Raw genomic sequence first — 23,743 nt, forward strand, 5'->3', positions numbered from 1 at the left:
GGGATAGAATGCTTAAAGTTGATTTAAACTGTGATCTGGGCGAAAGCTTTGGTGCATATAGGATGGGAAGAGATGAGGAAATCCTAAATTACGTTAGTTCTGCAAATATTGCTTGTGGTTTTCACGCAGGCGATCCTTCTACAATGAGGAAAACGGTGAAGCTTGCTTTAGAGAAAAATGTTGGAATTGGTGCTCACCCAGGCTTTCAAGACTTAGTCGGTTTTGGAAGAAGGGACATTAGCATGACTCCTAAAGAGATAAACGATCTTGTTTTGTATCAAATTGGTGCATTATCTGCCTTTGTCAAAGCAGAAGGGGGCAACCTTGCACATGTAAAACCGCATGGAGCTCTTTATAATATGGCAGCGAAAAACAAAGAAATGGCCAATGCAATCGCAGAAGCCATATATCAAGTAGACCCAGAACTGATTTTATTCGGACTAGCTGGTAGTGAACTAATCAAGTCAGGAGAGAAAATCGGCTTACATACAGCATCGGAAGTTTTTTCTGATCGAACGTATCAACAAGATGGCACATTAACTTCTAGAAAAGAAGCTAATGCAACAATTACAGAGTCAAAGCTTGCTGCTGCTCAAGTGTTGAAGATGGTTCGAGAACATAAAGTAAAAACAATCCAAGGAACAGAATTATCGATCCGCGCAGATACGGTTTGCATTCACGGAGATAGCGAGCATGCGGTTGAAATAGCTAAGTTTATTTCTGAATCGCTAGTGCATGCTGGAATTGAAGTCAGTAGAATAAAAAGATAAAAATTGCATGCTCATATAAAAGAGAAAAGAGGCGGTCTCGAAAAGATTAGCACCCACATTTACTCTATACAGTTTATAATATGGCGATAATATCATAAATAAACTGTATAGAAGATGTGAGTACAAATCTGTTTCAGACAGCCTCTTACTCTTATAGTTTAAACGAGCTTTTTAATTCAACGATTTGATTCAGAACTAATTGTCCGTCTGATGTATGCTTCGGATCTACATTGTAATAGCCGTGACGGAAGAATTGGAACTTATCTTGCGGTTGAATATCTTTCATATTGGGCTCTACAAATCCTTGTAGAATCTCAAGGGAATCAGGATTAATAAGCTCGAGGAAAGATTTTTCTTCTTCATCTTCACTTGGCTCTTCATCAAGAATTAAAGGTTGATAATTACGGAACTCTGCAGGTACTGCATGAGTAGCATCTACCCAGTGCAATGTTCCTTTCACTTTACGACCAGTAAATCCAGACCCACTTTTCGTTTCCGGATCATATGTGCAACGTAGCTCAATTACATTGCCATCTTCGTCCTTAATTACTTCCTCACATTTAATGAAATAAGCATGTTTTAAGCGAACTTCATTGCCCGGGAAAAGACGGAAGTATTTCTTCGGTGGATTTTCCATGAAGTCGTCTTGCTCCACATAAATTTCACGTGAGAATGGAATTTGTCTCGTGCCCATTTCAGGATTTTCCGGATTAATTTCTGCTTCAAGCCACTCTACTTGGCCTTCTGGGTAATTGGTAATCACCACTTTAAGTGGTTTTAAGATTCCCATTGTCCGAGGTGCTTTTAGCTTCAAATCTTCACGAACAAAATGATCAAGAACTTGGCTATCAATAGTACCGTATGCTTTTGATACACCGATTTCTTGACAGAAAGCACGAATGGCTTCAGGTGTGTACCCACGTCTTCTTAACCCTGAGATGGTTGGCATACGAGGATCATCCCATCCATCCACAACGCCTTCATCGACAAGTTGCTTCAGTTTACGTTTACTCATAACGGTATTTGTCAGATTTAAACGACCAAACTCATATTGTTGAGGGACGCTTTTCATTTCACATTGCTCAACAACCCAATTATAAAGTGGACGTTGGTCTTCAAATTCAAGTGTACAAAGGGAATGTGTCACACCTTCAATCGCATCCTCAAGTGGGTGAGCGAAAGCGTACATCGGATAAATACACCATTTATCACCTGTATTATGGTGGGTAGCATGTGCAATTCGATAAATGACAGGGTCACGAAGGTTGATATTTGGAGAAGTCATATCAATTTTTGCACGTAGAACTTTTTCACCGTTTGCAAATTCACCATTGCGCATTTTTTCAAAAAGTTCTAGATTGTCTTCAATAGAACGGTCACGATATGGACTGTTTTTGCCAGGCTCCGTTAACGTACCTCGATATTCACGAATTTCATCAGCATTTAAATCATCAATATAGGCTAAGCCTTTCTTGATTAATAAAACAGCACGGTCGTACATTTCATCGAAGTAATTGGATGCAAAGAACAGGTTATCCCAGTCATAGCCAAGCCATTTTACATCTTCTTTGATAGAATTCACGTACTCTATATCTTCCTTCAGTGGATTCGTATCATCGAAACGCAGATTGGTTTTTCCGCCAAATTCATCGGCTACACTAAAGTTTAAAATGATTGATTTAGCATGTCCAATGTGTAAATATCCATTAGGTTCAGGTGGAAAGCGAGTGATGATGTGATCATGCTTTCCTGTTTCTAAATCTTCTTTAATAATATTTCTTATAAAATTCGAAGAATTATGTTCCAATTAGTTTCGACCTCTTTCAAATATAAACTCGTATAATTTACATTTAATTTTATCTCCATATATACCATAAATACAGTTTTTTTTCCATGGATTATGCCCATTGTAAAATTAGGCATGCATCCATTATCGGTCGTCTACCCACTCCTTATTCATATCTTTTCCAAATAAGCATGGATTACCCTAGATGAAAATAGATCTTAGAAGATTAGTGGATGATAAAGTAGTTTAAGGATATAAAGAACTTGTTCATTCTATTGACTCACTAATTTTATCAAATATATTTGTAAAAAATACTAGAAAATGAATAAAAATGGGGAATGGTCAACTCCAACATATCATATGGGGAAGGGGCTTCGCGACTTACTAATATAGCCTTTGCAGATATACTTACCATATTAAGAAAGGACCCCGTAATCTGGTTCTTCACCTCCACCATTGTGATTAGGCGAGTGTAGCTTGCTACATGATTGATCCTTCATGGGAAATGGTGGCCTTTTCTATGATTATTCACTTTGTTCAAATACAGGAATGAAGTATAATAGAGCAAATCTAGTAAAGAAAGTTGGAATAATTATGACACCATTTGCTCAGGATCACCTTCCTGCATTTAAGGAAACTCATAAAAATACAGGTCGACTAATGATAAAATGTCCTGATCAGCCAGGCATTGTTGCAGCTGTATCTACCTTTTTACAAGAATTTGATGCGAATATCGTCGAATTAAGTCAATATTCAATGGACCCTAATGGGGGGACATTTTTTACAAGAATTGAATTTGAATGTCCTGAGTTAGAGAAGAAGGCGAAGGCGATGGCGGAAGCTTTTGAACCGATAGCATCCAAGTTTTCGATGCAGTGGAAATATACGAATGTAAGTGATCTTAAGAAAATTGCAATATTTGTTTCAAAAGAGCCTCATTGTTTGCTGGAATTGCTTTGGGAATGGCAAAGTGGGGATTTACTAGCAGATATTGCACTTGTTATTAGTAATCACGAAGATGCTCGTGAAATCGTTGAATCTCTTCACATTCCGTTTTATTATTTACCTGCTAATAGAGACATTCGTAAAGAGGTAGAGGCAAAGCAACTAAAACTTCTCGAAGAATATGAAGTGGATTTGATTGTCTTGGCAAGATATATGCAAATTCTAACTCCTGATTTTGTCTCGGCTCACCCAAATCGGATTATTAATATTCATCATTCCTTTTTACCAGCATTTATTGGAGCAAGACCGTATGAGCGGGCCTATGACCGTGGGGTAAAATTAATAGGAGCGACTTCCCATTATGTGACTAATGACCTCGATGAAGGGCCGATTATTGAGCAAGATACGGATCGAGTTGATCATCGGGATCATACGGATGATCTGAAGAAAATCGGCCGTTCCATCGAGAGAAGGGTATTGGCTCGTGCTGTTAGATGGCATCTCGAGGATCGAATTATCGTTCATCATAATAAAACGGTTGTATTTTAAAGGTTAATGAAACGTATAAATGACTTTTACACTCGCTTTAATTTCTAATTCACCAGGTTGAATTTGTGTAGAGGCAGCCTTTGCTACGAAGCTAGTTTGATATAGAACTGGCTGTAATCCAGTTGGGATTTCTTCAATGGTTTCGGGAATTTGTTGCAAAGTAATATTAGCAGCCTTCGCTAATGCTAATGCTTTTTGTTTGGCATTTTGGAAGGCAAGTTCAAGCGCTTGATGATAATACATATCATGATTGGATAATGAAAAACGAATATTTGAAACAGAGTTGGCTCCATTTTTGATGGATGTGTCAACGATGTTGCCAACTCGATCAATATTTTTTGTTTGAATTTCAATCATATGATGTACTTTGTAATTTTTGAAGATCTCTTTACCATCCAGATATTCATATTGGGGATCCATACGATATTCCTTCGTTTTAATTTGGTCATCTGGAATGCCGAGGTTACCTAATCCTGTAAGAATTTTGGCCATTGCTGTAGCATTTTGCTGTTGCGCCAACATAGGGTCCTTATTTTCTGTGATTACACCTAATGTAATAATCGCCTGATTTGGAGAAGCTTGAATGGTTGCTTCACCGTTAACGGTTAATTTGTTAGGACACTCACGTGAATGATAATTGGCTTCACCTTGAAATGGAGGGAAGGACTCGTAATTCATGTAAAAGAACACATCCTTTCTGAGCGATTTCTATCTATTAAGATACGATAAACGTCAGGTGAACATGCCTTTATTAAAGAATTAAAGAGGGGGTCAAAAGAAAAGAGTCAGACTACGCAACAGCTAAATACAGTGTTCGGAACACTACAAACTGATTTAGAGTGCGAGGTCAGCCCCTTGTGACACCCTCTTCATGTTCTTAAACTGAGGGCTAGTCTAGTGTAATTTGTTTTAATGGCTCAACGGCTGGTCCTTCCAGAACCTCCCCGGTTATCGAGTATCGAGAACCATGGCAAGGGCAGTCCCATGTTCGCTCGCCACTGTTCCATTCTACTTCACAGCCCATATGGGTACAGGTGGAGTCTACTATATGCAGAGTTCCATCCATATCACGGTAACATCCTGCTTTGTCTCCATTAACCTTTACTATGGCTCCTTCGTCATTCTTTAAATCCTCTGGCATTATAGACACCATCGCAAACTTTCCTTGAATTAAGTGTTTTGCAACATCAAGATTGTCTTTTACAATATTCGCTGCACCTTTAAAATGCGAACGTGAAGGGCTAAAGAGCTCTGAGTAGCGATTTTCTTCGTTTACGATCGCATCTGTCATAATTTTTGCTGCAATTGTTCCTTTTGTCATTCCCCATTTAGCATAACCTGTTGCTACCAGTACGTTTGGATGATTGGCCGTTATCGGGCCGATATATGGTAATTTATCAGGAGTTACATAGTCTTGTGCTGACCAGCGATAAGGAATATCGTTAATTCCAAAATGTTTTTCTGCAAAGTCATGGACCATTTCGTAATGCTCGATCATGGAAATCCCTTGTCCCGTTTTATGCGTTTCGCCCCCTATAAGAACGAGTTTTTCCCCATTTAAATCGGTATAACGAAATGTTCTCGTTGGATTGTCTGCACTAATATACATTCCACCAGGGAACTCATTCTTCGTTTTAACAGCTAATACATAAGAGCGTTCTGCATGCATTCTTGCAAAATAGAGTCCCATTTCGTCATTGAATGGGAAATGTGAAGCTGTTATCACATAATTACATGTTATTGTTGCCCCATTGTCTGTAATAATTACTGGTTTTTCCCCATCCTGGACTTTCATTGCTGTCGTATGTTCAAAAATTGCCCCATGGGCGCTTGTTATATGAGGGAGTAAACCGGTTAGATATTTCAATGGATGGAACTGATATTGATTTTTCATAACAATTGCCGCCTGACACGGAATGGAAAAAGGAATGGTATCGGTATATTCACCAGGAATTCCAAGTCTTTCATATGCTTTCATTTCACTTTCAATTTGCTTAGCATATTCATCTGTTTCAGCGTAAACGTAGGCATCTTCTTTCGTTAAATCACAATCAATACGATGTGTATCAGCTGTTTTCTGAATAAAGTCCATCGCTTCTATATTCGCTTGATAATATAATTTTGCTTTTTCTTCACCATGATCAGTAATGAGTTGATCATAAATTAAGCCGTGTTGTGCAGTGATCTTCGCAGTGGTATGTCCTGTCGTACCAGTCAAAAGAGAACCGGCCTCGATAAGTACTGTCCGTATTCCTCTTTTTGCAAGGAGGTAAGCACTAGTGATTCCGGTAATTCCTCCGCCAACTATAGCAACATCAGTTTCTATATCTTGAGTTAGCTTTGGGAAATTTGGGAAGGAAAGATGGTCCCGCCAATAAGGTTCCGGGTATTGTGGTAAATTTTGATAATGTTTATTTTGGTTTGGCATGGAATGGTGCCTCCTAATAGTCTAAATAAATAAGTGTAGAGTAGAACGAGTAGTCATATTTAAAGATGCCCAGTTATTACCATACCCAGATTTATTCGGTTATACACGTTACTTTTTAAAAGGATGAGATGATTAGGAAGAAAGTAAAACAGCGATAAGTGATAGAGGATGACTGTTTATCCGATAGGGTAATATATTACCTGAATTCAGGTAATAAGAATTAATGTTTACAATTTCGTTTACTTGTACACAAAAATGTAAACAATGTACACGAATAACGTTTACAAGTATACAAACATGTACACATGTTGATTTAAAGCGATGTGTACATGTTTAGATGTATTGTATACGAAAATGTGTACAAAAATATTGTAACATCTGCGTCTATTGGATTATTGACCAATCTCTTAAACTTTCATATTCTTAAATAGAAGTAATATCCACATTACATACTCAAAGTGAGTAGAAGGGATTGATTAAATGAGTACGTCAAGAATTGCTGCAGTCGATGTAGGAAATGATGCAATCAAAGCTATATTTGGAAAGATGGATTCGGAACTATATATTCCGAATGTTATCGCTCGTGATGTTGAGGACCGTCCTGTAATTGGAATTGAGGATCTTGATCAACAAGACCCTATTGAAGGAATCCATATTCGTGTTCACTCCCCTGCTCTTTTGGAAAATAATGCGATTTATCGAGTTGGGAATTTGGCAACAAAAAGTGATAATCCTTTTGAATTAGATCCTGGGAGTAGCAAATCGGAGGAAGATCAAACACTGGTTATGTTGTTTGCTACCTTAGCACTTGATGCAGTTAATGAAAAACAAGCAGCTGCTTTCAAAAAAACAAATAATGTAATCGATGCGAACTATACTCTTGGAACAGGATTACCGCTTCGTGAAGTAAAAGAAGGACGAGATGTAGGGTACCGGTCTAAACTATTAGGCTCTGTCCATCAAGTAGAGTTTTTAATAACCCCTAAATATCAAGGATTGAAAGTAAATATTAAGTTTGATGAAGTGAAGGTGTATCCAGAAGGGTTTGCGGCGTATATTAACCTTGTGATGGATAACAATTCAAACGTTATTAATCGAGACTTAATTGACAAACAAATATTAATTCAGGATATAGGTGGATTATCTACAGATATCGCTGTAATTAAAAATCGTAAAGTTGATGATGATAAAGCGCAAGGCTTTAATCTTGGTGTAGCAGAAGCGTTGGAAGCCATTCGTGAGGAAATTCGCAAAAAGCACGGTGTTGAACTTGATAGTAGACGTGATGTAGTAGAAATCATTACTAAGAAAAACGATCGTAATCACATTATGGTTCGTGGGTCTAGAACAAGTGTTCATGATATTACGGATCGAATTCTTGGTGAACTTGCAAAAAAACAATACCGTCATTTACGTAATGTTTGGCAAAAAAATTCGCAAACAGAAATTTGCTATTTTATAGGCGGTGGTTCCATCGTATTGAAGGATTATTTAAAGGCACTGAATAATCATTTAGATGGCTACAACATTGATTTCTTTGAAGATGAGAAAGAAAGTATCTGGATGATGTCGAATGCGTATTACAAATTAATAACGGATTTTGTTAGAAAAAACTCAAAAATAGAAGCGAAAAAGGAAGAGCAAAAAACAGGTTCCGCTAAATAGGTGTAATGAATGAAAAAAACTACTCCAAGTATTCAAAGGGGACAAGCCATTACCTTTCGAATTCCTTCTGATGCTCCAGATCACACGTTAAGGCAATTGCGAAAACTAAAGGAGACGGAAAAACGTAATTTTTCCAGCACTATTGCAGAATATGTAATGGAAAGCGTAGGACGTACAACCTTTCAAGATCAAGAAATGATTGCGATTCCCTTGCCTCATAAATTAAGTAAATCACAACGGGATTGGTTGAAGCACGCACACTCTGAAGCCTTGCTTGGGAGTATTGTTTACCAGCTATTAACAGACCCGCTCCGGGCAACTGCTCTGCTTGCATCTTTAAATAGCAATGCACTTGATATTGATGATGCCTTGTATTTACAAGAAGAATCAGTTGCTTCAGCAGAACAGGAGCTGAGTGATGAAGAAGATATTCAGGATCAATTAAAAGATCCTGTTCTTGATTTAGATGACTTCGATTGGGGGCAAATGGATCAAGAAACAGAATCTATTGAAGAAAGTGAGCAAGAAGAAGATCTAGATGATTTATTAGGTGATTTTCTTGCACAAATGAATAAGTAGTGAAGATGCCCTAAGGTCTGACCTCATCCTTTCTATTCAGTTATTCGCTAGTAGTTGAACTGAGAATAGTAGATGAGGCAGATCTTTTTATTTTGAGATTAAAGAATGCAACAATCGAATTTGTTAGTCCTGTTCTACTGTCGCTAAGATCTTCGCTTTCGCTTCGATCAATCGACAGTACGAACCCTATTCAACGAACTCAGACTAAGTACGACCCGTCCTCATGTCTTCGTCTTTAGTGACTCGCATCCTGTGGGCCTCAACTAAACCGCTGAAGATCACGGCGGTAAATTTCACTGTATCTCACCAATCGGGCTTTTACGGGTAGTTATCCCCCACCAAATTTTCTTTGATTCTTCTAAGTTTTGAGGTGGGGTTTTACTATCGTTAATGCGGGAAAATGAAAAGATCTTGTTCGTTTTAATCAAATCAAGAAGGGGGAACAATATTTAAAGTGCTCATAGGAAACATACCTCGAAAAATATGTCATTTTCTAAGCTAAAATAGATGGAAGATGAAACGCTGCTAATTTCCTTAAAATAATAGTTATGTTTTCATAACACTATAGCAACTTTAAGAAATGGTATACTGGCATAAGTATTTTAACTAAAAATGTACGGAGAGTAGGCTGGAATAAAATGAAATTTACGGAACTTGGGATTCGTTTAACGGTTGAACAGATGTTGAATCAGAATGGAATTTATGAACCGACATCGATTCAAGAACGTGCAATTCCTGAAATTATTGCAAAAAAGGATGTCATTGCAAAGGCACAAACGGGAACAGGAAAAACATTGGCGTTTTTGCTTCCTATTATTGAAACGGTGGATGTTCAAGTTCGACATATTCAATCGCTTATTGTAACACCAACAAGAGAGCTTGCCCTGCAGATTACTGCAGAACTTCAGAAGTTCGCGGACCATATTGACGGGTTAAATGTTTTGGCTGTGTACGGGGGGCAAGATGTGGAACGTCAAATGAAAAAGCTTGAACGGGGTATTTCTGTTGTTGTTGCGACTCCAGGGAGGCTCCTTGATCATATGAGACGTGGAACGATTGATCTTTCGCAGGTTGACAAGCTTGTGTTGGATGAAGCGGATCAAATGCTTCATATTGGTTTTTTGCCAGAGGTAGAAGAAATTATTGAACATCTTCCAATTGAAAGACAAACCTTATTGTTCTCAGCAACCATGCCTGATCAGGTAAAACAGCTAGCGAAACGTTTTATGAACAGTCCTGTCACAATATCAGTTAAAAGTGAAGGTGTAACTGTAAAAGAGATTCGCCAAGTAGTAATAGAAACAACAGATCGTGCCAAACAAGCGACGTTGTTTAAAATGATTGATGAAGAACGTCCATTCTTGGCGATCATTTTTTGTAGAACAAAACGTAGAGTGTCTAAATTGTATGATGCTTTGAAAAATGCAGGATATAGCGTGGATGAACTACATGGAGATTTATCTCAAGCGAAGAGAGAACGGGTAATGAAAAGCTTTCGTGATGCGGTGATTCAAGTATTAGTAGCAACAGATGTAGCAGCACGGGGTCTGGATGTTGAAGGGGTTACTCATGTGTTTAATTATGATATTCCAGAAGATACAGAAAGTTATATTCATCGGATTGGACGTACGGGGCGAGCTGGTGAACATGGATTAGCAGTTACCTTTGTTGCTGCAAAAGACGAGGAAGAACTGTTGGAGATAGAAAAAGGGATTCAATTAAAATTGGAGCGAAGAAGATTTGATGGAATTAAAGTGAATGAAACAGCAGAAGCTCCGCGTAAGAAAAAGCGTCCTCAGGGGAATAATGCGCGTCAGGATTACAACAAGCGTCATGGAATAGAGAGTAAGGGGCAGAAGAAAGAAAGCGGAAGAAAACGTCAGAGTGCAGGTGGAAGTTATCGAGATTCAACAGCTTCTACTCGTTCTTCTTCATCAAGAGGAAGTAATCGACGATCTAGGTAGTAAAGATAATGTTATCAGGGTCTGATCTTGACCTCTTTATACAGTATATAGTGCATAACATGTGCATTTAATATTGTGTGTAAGAGCTACGGGATCGGACCCTTTGCTATTATGACAAGCTTTTTTGGCTTGTCTAGAAAATATACGCCTTAAGACGTACTTGAAAATATACCTCTAGCTCGTTATGGGAAATGTCAAAACTAGATATGCTAGAAATACGAAATGACGAAAGGAGGAAAACGAAATGAAAAAGTTCGGATTATTTATAGTGGGGGCAATTGCAGCGCTTATTTTGCTCGCAAATGTTGGACCACTTATCGGTTTAGTCATCTCTTTAGGGATTCTGTATTACAGTTTCAAACAATTACTAAGCACAGAATCGGTAGTTGCAAAAATTGCTTGGGTGATCGTCCTGTTAATTGCCTTGAGCTTTGCTATCTCAAGTTTCCCTTCAGTGTTAGGACTTATTGCAGCATATATTCTCTATGTTGTGTACCGCAAATGGAATAAATCAAAAGAAACGATCATCGAAGAAAGTAATGATCCATTTACAAATTTTGAAAAGCAATGGGCAGATTTAAACAAATAAGATAAATAGGTATGACATCATTCGCAAAGGTAAAAAGTGAAATACGTTCAACTTGCCTAGCTTACCTATGAATAACAAGGTGGTCGAGAACCGCCCGACTATTAGGAGGAATTTATATGACTAACTTATTCTCAAGAATTAAACAAACAATTTCTGCGGATTTTCATGAAATGTTAGATAAAAAAGAAGAAAAGAACCCGATTGCTTTATTAAATCAGTACCTACGCCAATGTGAGGCTGAAACTGAAAAAGTACGTAAAATGGTAGAACGCCAATATCTATTAAAAAATGAATTTCAAAAAGAGCTTCAAGAAGCGACTGATCTTGCGGAAAAACGAAAGCATCAAGCAGGGGTTGCTGATCAAGCAGGAGAAAGTGAGTTGCAAAACTTTGCGGATATAGAAAGTCAACAATATGCAGAGCGGGCTGTACGCCTTAAAGAGGCACTTCAAGAAAATGAAAAGCAACTAAGCGAGCTTGAACAAAAGTATCGTGAAATGAAGCATAAACTAAAAGATATGAGCATAAAACGAATGGAGTTAATGGGGCGTGAAAATATAGCACGTGCACATCACCGTATTAATACAGTTTTAGATACGACTGTTTATTCGAATAAGCCGATTGCTAAATTTGAAGAAATGGAAAGCTATTTGGACCGGCTTGAACACGGGATTAACTCATCCTATCACCGCAACACAATTGACGCAAAGATTATTCAGTTGGAAAAGGATCTGAAAAATAAAGATACACAATCGATATCATAAAAATATTTAATACCATCAAATATAGAGAAGGAATAGGTAATGTAACTTTAATTAATTGCACGCTTTAAGTGTACAAAACTATGTCCCCTTTTCCTTCATATAAAACTCATGGTATTCTAAATGAGGGTGTCCCAAGTGAAGAGTCAGACCCGATAACTTCTAAAGACAGTATAAGATACATGTATGAGACACTATGTACTGATTTAGAGAGTGAGGTTAGACCTTTATGAGACTCCCTCATTCGTTCTATCTTAAATTGTTGAAAAACCTTCATCTCCTATATAGGTGGCGGATGACAGCAAATTAATAGAATTGAACGAGACAGCTAACGGAGGAGTTCCCTATGTTTAAACAACTGAAAACAGAATACTTAGGCTGGCTATTTCTCATTGGTATCATCCTTCTTATATCTGAAATTGTCTTCTTTGATGGAGGGCTTATCTACTCGCTTGCTTTATCAATTGGTTGTCTGTATATCGGTAGAAAATTATCGCCACGGTCTTTAGGGAAAATCTTATATTTAATTGGGATTGTCAGTTCGATCATTATAGTGTTAAATATGATGATTTTTAAGTTTTTCGTTTTTGCTATTTTCGTTTATATTTTGCTTGTTTACTTTCAGTCGAAGAAAAATCCAGAGTGGGTTAAACCATATTTAATAGAGCCAGAACAAAAAAAGGAACAGATAGAGTCAGAGCCATTATTGAAAAAAGAGTATTTGTTCGAAAATAAACTGATGGGCCATCAGAAGACTACAGATGATGTGTATGAATGGAACAATATTAATATACAACGCGGGATTGGCGATACGGTTATTGATTTAAGTCACACCATTCTCCCGAAAGGTGAAGTGGTTATTTCCATTCAAAGCTTTGTAGGTAATTTGCAAGTACTCATCCCATATGATACTGAAGTCAGGATTCATCATTCTGTCATTGCGGGAAGAGCAGCCATTTTTCAAAAACAAGAAACGAAGGTATACAATCAAATTCTTTCTTATCAAACGAAAGAGTTTGATGCGGCGGATCAAAGAATTCATCTCATCACTTCAGTTGTAGTGGGCGATATCGAGGTGAAGCGAGTATGAATATCGTAACGCGGCAAATTGCAGCTTCTATGGGTTTAGCATTTTTGATTGGCCTTGTGTTAACAGGTGGTCTCTTTTTTTCATTTCCGTTGAACAACTGGGGGTTGTTGTGGGAAACAAAAGTGATGGATCTGCCATTTATCTTGTTTTACATTAGCTTGATTGTTCTAATTGGAATTGGATGTGGCATCGTAGCAGGTTTGTCTTGGAAGAGGCAGCTAAAAGAGATTAGTGATGAACTCTATCTCGTAGAACAAGGACGACCACCATCCAGCAATGAAAACTACTCTGTTTTGGAATTAACGACGATATCGAAACAAATTGTCCAGGTACATCATCAAGTCTCTGAACAAATTAAATTATCACAGAAGTTGGCAAATGATAAAGCAGAAGATCAAGAGAAAAGAATTCAGGAGATGGTTGTAAGAGAAAGAAATCGATTAGCGCGGGAACTACATGATTCTGTCAGCCAACAACTTTTCGCCGCTTCGATGCTTATGTCGGCAATTACTGAGTCAACCGGTGATGAAGATACTAGTAGTGCTAAACAGCTTAAGATGGTTGAGGGTATGATTCATCAATCACAACTTGAGATGAGGGCGTTGTTGTTACATTTGCGGCCTGTACCTCTTCATAATAAATCTTTACAAGAAGGGATCGAGGAATTGCTTGTGGAATTATCACAAAAAGTCCCTATGAAGGTAAAGTGGAAGCTTGAGCCTATTCCATTAAAGAAAGGGATAGAAGACCATCTTTTTCGAATTCTTCAAGAGTCTGTTTCTAATACATTACGCCATGCAAAGGCGAATTCGCTGGAAGTTTTATTGATCGAACGAGATGGTTTGTTAATTTTGCGGATTGTTGATGATGGGGTTGGTTTTGACGTAGAAACGAATAAAGCTGGCTCATATGGCATGAACAATATGTATGAACGGGCGGTTGAAGTAGGTGGAACACTTAAGATCATTAGCCTTTTAAATAAAGGAACAAGACTTGAAGTGAAAATACCGATGCTAAGTGCGGGAGGTGAGCAAGGTGATTAATGTTATTTTTGTGGATGATCATGAAATGGTTCGAATTGGTGTTTCAGCCTATTTGTCGGCGCAGTCAGATATTCAAGTAATTGGCGAAGCGGATGATGGAGCAGCGGGTGTGAGAATGGCGCTTGAATTGCGACCTGATATCATCTTGATGGACCTGGTTATGAAGGAAATGGACGGAATTGAAGCAACCAGATTAATTATTGAACAATGGCCAGAGGCGAAAATTATTATCGTGACGAGCTTTTTGGATGATGAGAAAGTATATCCTGCTTTAGAAGCGGGAGCAACAAGTTATATGCTGAAAACTTCAAAAGCGAGTGAAATCGCTAACGCTGTGCGTTCTACATTTCATGGTCAAACTGTGCTTGAACCAGAAGTTACCGGTAAAATGATGGCGAAGATGAGGAAGAAACCAGAATCAGCTGCCCATGAATCATTGACCAATCGAGAAATGGAAATCCTACTTTTAATGGCACAGGGAAAAACAAATCAGGAAATTGCAGATGAACTATTTATTGCTTTAAAAACAGCCAAAGTGCATGTGAGTAGCATTTTAAGTAAGCTTGATGTTCAAGACCGTACACAGGCAGTTATTTATGCATTTAAGCATTCTTTGGTGGAGTAAGACAAAAGGAGTCAGGCGTTAAGTACCTGCTTATAGAAGTCTGCTTTTTAGGCTACAACTAAAAGAGAATCTGTTTAGGTGACATGAGGAAATGCACTAATCAGATTATCATAAGTTGGGCCTCTTTTTTCTCTGTGGAAAAGGGGCGGGGCTTCGCAGGATCAGCTTTGCACCACCACCTTCGTTAGGTTATACAATTCTAGAATTTGAACCTTTTCCATCGTAGAGCCTTAGAGCAGACGCTCATGAACGTTTTCTCTGTAAAAGAATGTTTGGTTAACTAATGAGCAACGAAAGATGAAAGATATCACTCTGATAGAAGTTTAATTTTATCGGAAGTTTGGAGGATTTATGAAATCAGGAAACATACAAACTGTAATTGGAGTAGGTCGTTTATTAGACGGTGAGAATATTCCCTATCAATTTACTTATGAAGTGGCTTTATTAATTCAAGGCGTAGCAATAAAAGAACCAGTCGAAATTACGGTCGACGTACAATGGGATTTGTTTAATGAAGCTTATCAGTTATTTGGGGATTATTCACCATCTCACCTTATAAAGACGCCAGAGCGAGCGTCATTTCAATTTAGTGTGGACGATCAGCTCATTACAGTGGCTTGTTGTTTTAATACTACGATAAAAACCGACCCGTATCGAATTTCGGTAGCTGTTAGAGGAATAGAAATTTGGTGCCAATCCCTTTATAGTTATTTTTATGATGAGAAAATGGCAATGTACTCAGAGCATATTCATGACTATTTAGCGGCGATCCAGCAAGGTTTAACTGAAGAAAATGAAGCAGCGTGGAATCAGAATAATTATGTCGCCTTAGTGAATCGTTACGGAGAGCCTGAACAGCTCGCATCGAAAATCCTTCATAATCCGAAATGGCGTCTTCAGCCGTTTTACCGGTATATGGGTAATCTTTGCGAGAAGAAAGTGATGCATCTGATGGGCTCGAATGGGGTGAAGGCTGTGGCAATGGCTGCTCTCGGGGCTGAGGTTAAGGTAGTTGATTTCTCACGGGAAAATGCAACCTTTGCTAAGGAGTTGGCTGAAGCTGCGCATGTGTCGGTGGATTATATTATTTCTGATGTTCTATCATTGACTAGGGGTGATGCTGATTATGATCTAGTACTGATGGAGCTTGGTGTTTTACATTATCTAATTGATTTAGCACCGTTAATGGAGCTTGTTCAAACGCTCTTAAAGCCAGGTGGTCGCTTTATTTTGCATGAATTTCACCCGATTTCTACCAAACTAATTACTTCATCTGGAAAGAAGCATAAAGTAACGGGCAATTATTTCGATCCTCAGATTGAATTGAATAATGTCGCATTTTCCAAACATATGCCGGATGGGATACAAGAAAAACTATTACAAGTCGCACAGCGAAAATGGACAATAGGAGAACTTGTCACTGCAGTGGGTAAATCTGGGCTCGTTATAAAGATACTTGAAGAAGAGCCAAATCATAAGATGCATGATATCGGGTTGCCGAAAACATATACTCTTGTCGTGGAAAAACGTTAAGACATTTAAAGTCTGGGTGGGATGATCATTTGTATGGTGGATAGATCAGTAGAGCGTAATGGTGTATTGGTAAATCTTTTGCATCTTTTTTAGATATGTTTTGAAAAAAATGTTAGCGAAAAGAGCACCTATTCATATAGGTGCTCTTTTGTTTGTCAAAATTTGAAAACATTTGTCTTGACTAACGCTGGAGTTTTAATATAAGATTATTCCAACTATTATTACAATTTAATATGTTCTTATCAAGAGAGGTGGAGGGACTGGCCCTTTGAAGCCCGGCAACCGTTGACAATTGTCAGTACGGTGCTAATTCCAGCGGAGTAATGGCTCTGGCAGATAAGGTGGAATGCAAACGCAAACTTCTTCTTATCGGAGAAGTTTTTTTGTCTTATCGAAGAAGGGCCATAATTTAATCATAGAGGAGATAGTGAAATGAAATATGGTTATTGGTTGCCGATATTCGGCGGATGGCTACGAAATGTAGAAGATGAGAAGATGCCTCCAACTTTTGAGTATGCAAAAAAAGTAACGCAAGCTGCAGAAAAGTGGGGCTATGATACTACCCTTGTCGCTGAACTTAACTTAAATGATATTAAAGGCCCGGAAAGTGATTCGCTTGAAGCTTGGTCAACGGCAGCTGCCCTAGCCGCTGTGACAGAAAAAATCGAAATTATGACAGCTGTTCGTCCTGGTTTTCATAATCCGGCAGTAACGGCAAAAATGGCGGCGAATATTGATCAAATCTCAAATGGACGTTTTACATTGAATGTTGTTTCTGCGTGGTGGGAGGAAGAGGCTCGTCAGTATGGGGGAGTTTTTACAGCCCATGATGAACGCTATGAGCGTACAGAGGAATTTATTGAAGTGCTTAAAGGATTGTGGACAGAAGATACGTTTTCGTATGACGGGAAATATTATTCGATTGCTAATGCTCATTTGCATCCGAAACCTGTACAGCGTCCGAATCCAATTCTTTATGCAGGTGGAGAAAGCGTACGTGGCAAAGAGACTATTGTCAATCAATGTGATGCTTATGTCATGCACGGTGGAACAGTTGAGGAAGTTGCTGTCAAGATTCAAGGAATGAAGCAGCAACGAGAAGCAGCAGGAAAATCACCGTTTTCTACCTTTGGAATGGCTGCTTACGTTGTGTGTCGAGATACAGAAGAACAAGCTCAGGAAGAGCTAGCCCGAATTACGGATGTAAAAGAATCAAGTTCATATGCTGGATACAACGACTTTGTAAGTAAGTCGCAACTGGAACAACAGGTTAAGTTATTTGACTACTCTGTTTCGAATCGTGGGTTGCGTCCGAATCTAATTGGGACACCTGATCAAATTGCTGATCAAATTCTTGCGTTTGAAGAAGTGGGCGTTGATTTGTTATTGTTGCAATTCTCTCCTCAGCTTGAAGAAATGGAGCGATTTGCTAAACAAGTAATGCCGCTCGTAGAAGAAAAACGAACTAAAGTTCAAGTATAAGGATATAGATGAATTTAGGAGGAGATAAAATGAGTAAAATTTACGTTATTCATGAAAACAGCGAGTGGACCGCCCATTTAACAAATCGACTGGAGGAACTCCAATTGCCATATGAGGAGTGGCATCTCGATCAAGGACTCGTGGACTTGACAGAAGCTCCGCCGGAAGGAGTGTTTTATAGCCGGATGAGCGCATCATCTCATACAAGAGGCCACCGGTATGCTCCGGAATTAACGGAAGGTGTCTTATCATGGTTAGAAGAACATGATCGAACAGTATTTAATGGCACGCGTGCATTACGTTTAGAGTTAAGTAAAATTAATCAGTATACTGCTTTAAGAAAACAAGGAATAACTGTTCCAAAAACGATTGCGGCAATTGGTAGGGATAACATTCTAAAGGCAGCTGAAAAGCTAGGTAGTGCTTCATTTATTACTAAGCATAATCGTGCAGGAAAAGGGCTTGGTGTTCAATTATTCCATTCTATAGAAGGGTTAAAGCAATATTTAGATGGCCCGACATTTGAAGAACCAGTAGATGGCATTACCTTGATTCAAGAATATATTAAATCTCCAGAAGCATATATTACACGTTGTGAGTTTGTTGGCGGCAAATTTGTCTATGCGGTTCGAGTAGACACTTCTGAAGGATTTGAACTTTGTCCAGCGGATGCTTGTGCAATTGGTGACCTATTCTGTCCGGTAGGTGAAGTAGTTGAGGAAAAACCTAAATTCCAAATTGTAGAAGGTTTTGATGAGCCGATCATTGAACAATATGAACAATTTTTGAAGGCGAATCAAATTACTGTTGCTGGTATCGAATTTATCCGTAATGAAAAAGGTGAGATATTTACATATGATGTGAATACGAACACTAATTACAATTCAGATGCTGAGAAAACAGCTGGAAAGTATGGCATGCTTGAATTGGCTAAGTTTTTAGGGGCTCAATTGAAAACAACAGAGACCGTTAGATAATCGTAATGAGGGCTCACTCTATTTAAAATTACAGAAGAGCCTCGTTGTTTGTATCCAATTCCATAGGTTAGATTAAAAGGGTCAGACCTAGCACTCACCGCACAGTTTAAAGTGTTACTTACACTATAAACTGTGTGTCGTAGTTGCTGGGTCTGACCCTTACTTATAGGATAGCGTCTTTTGAATAAACATTAAGCTTGCGCTTCGTTTTTATCGATCCAGTCTTCAACGTTCCAAACTTTTGTTACCCAGTCTTCATAAAAATCAGGTTCGTGGCAGACGAGAACGATGGTACCTTTATATGCCATCATCGCTCGTTTTAATTCTTCCTTAGCTACAACATCAAGGTGGTTTGTCGGCTCATCAAAAATTAACCAATTACTTTCGTTCATCATTAATTTGCAAATGCGTACTTTTGATTGTTCTCCACCACTTAGTTGATTCATAGGCCGGGTGATATGTTCATTTTTCAAACCGACACGTGCTAGAATGCCGCGCACTTGTGCTTGCTCTAAGCCTGGGAAGGCATTCCAAATTTCATCAATTGGCGTTGTGTTTCCGGCTTTCACTTCTTGTTCGAAATAAGAAGGGAATAGGAAGTCCCCGAGAATACGTTTTCCGCTAAGTGGTTCAATTTTGCCGAGAATCGTTTTTAATAAAGTTGATTTACCAACACCATTCATGCCGACAACTGCAATTTTTTCGCCGCGCTCAACCGTCATTGTTAGTTTTGGAAGTAATGGATGGTCATAGCCGATTTCGAGATTCTCCCCTTCGAAGACGAAGCGACTGCTACCGCGTGATTCCTTGAAATCAAAAGTTGGTTTCATAGCTGTTTCAGGACGGTCAATTCGTTCAATTCGTTCAAGCTGTTTTTGCCGGCTTTTCGCACGGCCAGATGTCGAGTAACGAGCTTTATTTTTTGCGATGAAGTCTTCTTGCTTTTTAATAAAATCCTGTTGTTTTTCATAGGCATTGATATGCTGATTCTTATTAATTTCAGCAAGTTCAAGGAATTTTTCATAAGTAGCTGTATAACGAGTTAACTTAGAAAATTCTAGATGGAAAATCACGTCCACTACACCGTTCATGAATTCGGTGTCATGGGAAATTAAAAGGAAAGCATGCGGATATTCTTTTAAGTAATTGCTTAACCAGCGAATATGCTCTACATCAAGGTAGTTGGTTGGCTCATCAAGTAGAAGGACCTCAGGTTGTTCAAGTAAAAGTTTAGCTAATAAAACTTTTGTTCGTTGACCTCCGCTTAAGGAAGCAACGTCACGATCGAGACCAATTGCATCTAAGCCAAGTCCGCGAGCGGCATCTTCAATCTTGATATCTAGATTATAAAAACCGCCAGCTTCGAGCTTATCTTGAATTTTGCCCATTTGTTCGAGTAGGTCTTCCAATTCCTCGGGTGTAGCCGTGCCCATTTTTTCTGTTACTTCATTTAATAGTTTTTCCTGTTCGAATAAAGGAAGATACGCATCGCGCAACACATCGCGCATAGTTCTGCCTTTTGTAAGAACGGTATGTTGATCTAAATAGCCGTATTCTGTACCAGGTGTCCACTCCACACGTCCAGTGTCATGGATCAACTGTCCAGTGATGATGTTCATCATAGTCGATTTTCCGACGCCGTTTGCACCTACTAACCCAATATGTTCACCAGCCATTAATCGAAATGATACGTCCTTGAATAGCGTGCGATCACCGAATGAATGGCCTAATTTATCTATAGAAAGTAAACTCATTTCTTTTGGAACCTCCAATGAAAAGTAAAAACTCTATTTTTTATCATACTAAAATCCTTAATAGATTGCTATGCTTCACCAAGAAGAATTGAATGGGAATTCGAGGACAATGCGTTATCGACAAATTTCCCAGGAAATCGATGTTTCGCCCTTCAAGCTATTTTATGCGATAATAGACGTAATGAGCTTTAATGGAAAATAAGAAAGCGTATGGGGTTTTTAAGGGGATTTGCGCTTTTTCTGTGGAAAAGGGGCGGGGCTCCGCAAAATCAGCTCCGCACCACCATCTTCATAAGGTGACACAGTTTGAGAACCTGAACCTTTTCATCGTCGGGTCGGGAGCAGACCCTCAAGGACGTTTCTTATTATGGAATTTTGAAAGGATGTTATTTATGAGTAAAACTGTCGTGTTGGCCGAAAAGCCATCAGTCGGAAGAGATATAGCGAAGGTCTTAAATGCGCACAAAAAAGGGAATGGATTCTTTGAAGGTGATCAATATATTGTGACGTGGGCGCTCGGTCATTTAGTGACTCATGCTGATCCTGAAGCCTATGATGAAAAATACAAAGCGTGGAAGCTTGAAGATTTACCTATGCTCCCGTCTACTTTAAAGTTGGTTGTTATTAAACAAACTGGTAAACAATTTCAAATTGTCAAAACTCAACTGAACCGTCCTGACGTTAAGAATGTTGTTATTGCAACTGATGCTGGTCGTGAGGGTGAACTCGTTGCTCGCTGGATTCTAGAAAAAGCTAATGTAAAAAAGCCTGTTAAGCGTCTTTGGATCTCATCTGTAACAGATAAAGCGATTAAAGATGGATTTAACAAGCTGCGCGATGGGAAGGAGTATGAAAATCTATATGCATCGGCTGTTGCCCGTGCTGAAGCGGACTGGATTGTCGGCATGAATGCGACCCGGGCATTAACGACAAAGCATAATGCCCAATTATCATGTGGACGTGTGCAGACGCCGACCGTGGCAATGATTAGTGCTCGCGAAGAGGAAATTAAAAAGTTTCAGCCAAAGCCATTTTATGGAGTGGATGTAACGGCTGAACCAAAGCTCCGCCTCGTTTGGCAGGACAGTAAGACCCATGATATTCGCACCTTTGATAAAGTGAAAGCAGATCATGTACTTGCTGTGGTGAAAAATAAAAGTGCAGAAGTGGTGGAAGTAAACAAAACACATAAAAAATCATTTGCTCCACAGCTATATGATTTAACAGAACTGCAAAGAGATGCGAATAAAAAGTTTGGTTACTCAGCAAAAGAGACACTGTCGATCATGCAAAGATTATACGAAAGTCATAAAGTCTTGACCTACCCAAGAACGGATTCACGTTTTTTATCATCAGATTTAGTGGATACGTTAAAGGAACGGCTTCAAGCAGTTAGCATCAAACCTTACGCCCCAATTGCGGCTAAAATCATGCGTAGCCCGATTAAAGCTAATAAATCCTTTGTGGATGATAGTAAAGTTTCTGATCACCATGCCATCATTCCTACCGAGCAAACACCGCTTCCGGGTAAATTAAGCGATAAGGAATCAAAAATCTATGATTTAGTTGTCAAAAGGTTTCTAGCGGTCCTAATGCCACCGTTTGAATATGAGCAAACAACGATCAAAGTGAATATTGGCGGAGAAAACTTTGCGGCTAAAGGAAAAGTAGTCTTAAAATCCGGGTGGAAAGATGTATACGATTCTCACTTTGAAGATGAGGAAGCGGGCGATGGTCTTGCTGAACAATTGCTGCCATCCATTAAGAAGGGGGAAACTCTCTCTATTTCTTCTATTAAACAAACGCAGGGAGAAACAAAACCGCCGGAACCATTCAATGAAGCTACACTTCTTTCAGCAATGGAGAACCCTGCACGTTTTATGTCAGGAGAAAGCAAAGATTTGATCAAGACAATCGGGGAGACAGGCGGAATCGGAACCGTTGCTACAAGAGCGGATATTATTGAAAAACTGTTTAATTCTTTTTTAATTGAGAAAAAAGGAAAAGGTCTCTATGTTACATCCAAAGGCAAGCAACTACTGAATTTAGCACCACAAGAGCTACGTTCCCCGGCGTTAACAGCACAATGGGAACAAAAGTTGACAGCCATTGCCAAAGGGAAACTGTCAAAGCAAGCTTTTATTGGTGATATGAGAGATTATGCCAAAAAAATTGTCCAAGAAATCAAAAGCAGCGATAAGAAATTTAAGCATGATAATATCACAGGTAGTAAATGCCCGGATTGTGGCAAGCTTTTATTAGAAGTGAATGGAAAAAAAGGAAAAATGCTTGTCTGTCAAGATCGCGAATGTGGCCACCGAAAAGGTGTATCACGTGCAACGAACGCTAGATGTCCTCAATGTCATAAGAAAATGGAAATGCGTGGTCAAGGAGAAGCGCAAACTTTCGTCTGCAAATGCGGATATCATGAAAAACTGTCTTCATTTACAAAAAGAAAAGGGAAAAATAACAACCATAAAGCTACGAAACATGACGTTTCGAAGTACCTTAAACAACAGAATAAAAAAGAGGAGCCTATTAACACAGCGCTTGCAGATGCATTAGCTAAGTTAAAGTTTGATAAATAAATGATTGAGGTTATCCCTAAAGTTGTCTGATTTGATGACTACTTCTATAGGGGTAACCTTTTTGTGAAGTTCTTTTTTATATAATTCGTCTTATTGGGTTATACATATGTGATTGTGTGTAATGTTAATAATATCTATATTACTATCTTGATTAGATGAACATATTTCATGGTAACTCGCCAGATGGCAAGCTATTGCCAACGCTTAAATGAAGTTGCTACCATCAAACAGTGCCCAAACAGAATATAGAATCAAAGGGGAGTCGACGCATGTGTCTAATAAGGGATTGACACTTTGTTTTCACTTTGTGTTAAAAGTAAGTGCCTGATAAAGAGGTATCATTCCGAAGTTTAGTAACTACATTTTTTGCGTTATTAATAACCTAATATTTTTTAAAAATAGTTGTTGACTTCAATAAGCAGAAATAGTACTATAGATTTTGTTGCTAAGAGCTTCTAGCTTCTAGTAAATTAGACAACTTCATTTTGAGCGACAATACCACAGAAGACAACGTGAGATTGTAGTGAATTATTTTTAAAAAAGTGATTGACAAAATGAATGTTAAGATGGTAAGATTTTATTCTGTCTTAAATAATAGTTCTTTGAAAACTAAAC

General features: G+C 38.6%; 18 protein-coding genes and 1 riboswitch. Of the genes, 14 read left to right on the forward strand and 4 right to left on the reverse strand.

Annotated elements, in window-relative coordinates:
• Positions 1-8 precede the first annotated feature (8 nt).
• Positions 9-770 (forward strand): 5-oxoprolinase subunit PxpA, encoded by a 762-nt coding sequence (locus tag V179_RS0124895; protein ID WP_028393875.1) that lies wholly within the window; start codon positions 9-11, stop codon positions 768-770.
• A gap of 151 nt (positions 771-921) precedes the next feature.
• On the opposite strand, the gene V179_RS0124900 is transcribed toward V179_RS0124895, so the two are convergent.
• A complete protein-coding gene (locus V179_RS0124900; protein WP_028393876.1) occupies positions 922-2,577 on the reverse strand; it encodes a glutamine--tRNA ligase/YqeY domain fusion protein in 1,656 nt (551 codons plus the stop codon).
• Positions 2,578-3,150: 573 nt separating this feature from the next.
• On the opposite strand from V179_RS0124900, the gene purU reads away from it, so the two are divergent.
• Complete coding sequence (gene purU / locus V179_RS0124905) at positions 3,151-4,050, forward strand: formyltetrahydrofolate deformylase (protein WP_028393877.1); 900 nt, start codon at positions 3,151-3,153, stop codon at positions 4,048-4,050.
• A 3-nt stretch (positions 4,051-4,053) separates the two neighbouring features.
• Here purU and V179_RS28705 read toward each other — a convergent pair whose 3' ends face one another.
• A complete protein-coding gene (locus V179_RS28705; RefSeq protein ID WP_051405126.1) occupies positions 4,054-4,728 on the reverse strand; it encodes an SIMPL domain-containing protein in 675 nt (224 codons plus the stop codon).
• A gap of 211 nt (positions 4,729-4,939) precedes the next feature.
• A complete protein-coding gene (locus V179_RS0124915) occupies positions 4,940-6,478 on the reverse strand; it encodes an FAD-dependent oxidoreductase (protein ID WP_028393878.1) in 1,539 nt (512 codons plus the stop codon).
• 480 nt (positions 6,479-6,958) lie between these two features.
• Here V179_RS0124915 and V179_RS0124920 point away from each other — a divergent pair, with 480 nt between their 5' ends.
• From V179_RS0124920 to V179_RS0124970, 11 genes are all read left to right on the forward strand, one after another.
• Positions 6,959-8,143: a ParM/StbA family protein gene (locus tag V179_RS0124920; RefSeq protein ID WP_028393879.1), complete on the forward strand. Its 1,185-nt coding sequence runs from the start codon at positions 6,959-6,961 to the stop codon at positions 8,141-8,143.
• Positions 8,144-8,152: 9 nt separating this feature from the next.
• Positions 8,153-8,722, forward strand: a complete 570-nt coding sequence (locus V179_RS0124925) for a hypothetical protein (RefSeq protein WP_028393880.1) — start codon at positions 8,153-8,155, stop codon at positions 8,720-8,722.
• A 638-nt stretch (positions 8,723-9,360) separates the two neighbouring features.
• On the forward strand, positions 9,361-10,686 hold the full coding sequence (locus V179_RS28710) for a DEAD/DEAH box helicase (protein ID WP_034302568.1): 1,326 nt from the start codon (positions 9,361-9,363) through the stop codon (positions 10,684-10,686).
• A 244-nt stretch (positions 10,687-10,930) separates the two neighbouring features.
• Positions 10,931-11,275, forward strand: coding sequence for a lmo0954 family membrane protein (locus V179_RS0124935; protein ID WP_028393881.1), 345 nt, complete (start codon positions 10,931-10,933; stop codon positions 11,273-11,275).
• 116 nt (positions 11,276-11,391) lie between these two features.
• Entirely contained in the window at positions 11,392-12,039 is a 648-nt protein-coding gene (locus tag V179_RS0124940) for a PspA/IM30 family protein (protein ID WP_028393882.1), read from the forward strand.
• A gap of 343 nt (positions 12,040-12,382) precedes the next feature.
• Positions 12,383-13,126, forward strand: a complete 744-nt coding sequence (gene liaF, locus V179_RS0124945; protein WP_028393883.1) for a cell wall-active antibiotics response protein LiaF — start codon at positions 12,383-12,385, stop codon at positions 13,124-13,126.
• Complete coding sequence (locus tag V179_RS0124950) at positions 13,123-14,169, forward strand: sensor histidine kinase (RefSeq protein WP_028393884.1); 1,047 nt, start codon at positions 13,123-13,125, stop codon at positions 14,167-14,169. The genes liaF and V179_RS0124950 overlap by 4 nt, the downstream gene beginning before the upstream one ends.
• Entirely contained in the window at positions 14,162-14,794 is a 633-nt protein-coding gene (locus V179_RS0124955) for a response regulator (protein WP_028393885.1), read from the forward strand. Before V179_RS0124950 ends, V179_RS0124955 begins: the two co-directional genes overlap by 8 nt.
• A 351-nt stretch (positions 14,795-15,145) precedes the next feature.
• Complete coding sequence (locus tag V179_RS0124960; RefSeq protein ID WP_235179250.1) at positions 15,146-16,327, forward strand: class I SAM-dependent methyltransferase; 1,182 nt, start codon at positions 15,146-15,148, stop codon at positions 16,325-16,327.
• Between the two features lie 236 nt (positions 16,328-16,563).
• A riboswitch (SAM riboswitch) is annotated at positions 16,564-16,670 on the forward strand.
• A gap of 89 nt (positions 16,671-16,759) precedes the next feature.
• The gene (locus V179_RS0124965; protein WP_028393887.1) at positions 16,760-17,809 is read left to right on the forward strand and encodes an LLM class flavin-dependent oxidoreductase; all 1,050 of its coding nucleotides are present in this window, start codon (positions 16,760-16,762) and stop codon (positions 17,807-17,809) included.
• A 29-nt stretch (positions 17,810-17,838) separates the two neighbouring features.
• A complete protein-coding gene (locus V179_RS0124970) occupies positions 17,839-18,786 on the forward strand; it encodes an ATP-grasp domain-containing protein (protein ID WP_028393888.1) in 948 nt (315 codons plus the stop codon).
• Between the two features lie 191 nt (positions 18,787-18,977).
• Here the strand turns inward: V179_RS0124970 and V179_RS0124975 are convergent, their stop codons facing one another.
• On the reverse strand, positions 18,978-20,540 hold the full coding sequence (locus V179_RS0124975) for an ABC-F family ATP-binding cassette domain-containing protein (RefSeq protein ID WP_028393889.1): 1,563 nt from the start codon (positions 20,538-20,540) through the stop codon (positions 18,978-18,980).
• Positions 20,541-20,932: 392 nt separating this feature from the next.
• On the opposite strand from V179_RS0124975, the gene V179_RS0124980 reads away from it, so the two are divergent.
• Complete coding sequence (locus tag V179_RS0124980; protein ID WP_028393890.1) at positions 20,933-23,128, forward strand: DNA topoisomerase III; 2,196 nt, start codon at positions 20,933-20,935, stop codon at positions 23,126-23,128.
• Positions 23,129-23,743 lie beyond the last annotated feature (615 nt).

It is taken from the genome of Bacillus cihuensis (genome assembly GCF_000504145.1).
Classification (GTDB): domain Bacteria; phylum Bacillota; class Bacilli; order Bacillales; family DSM-1321; genus Peribacillus; species Peribacillus huizhouensis.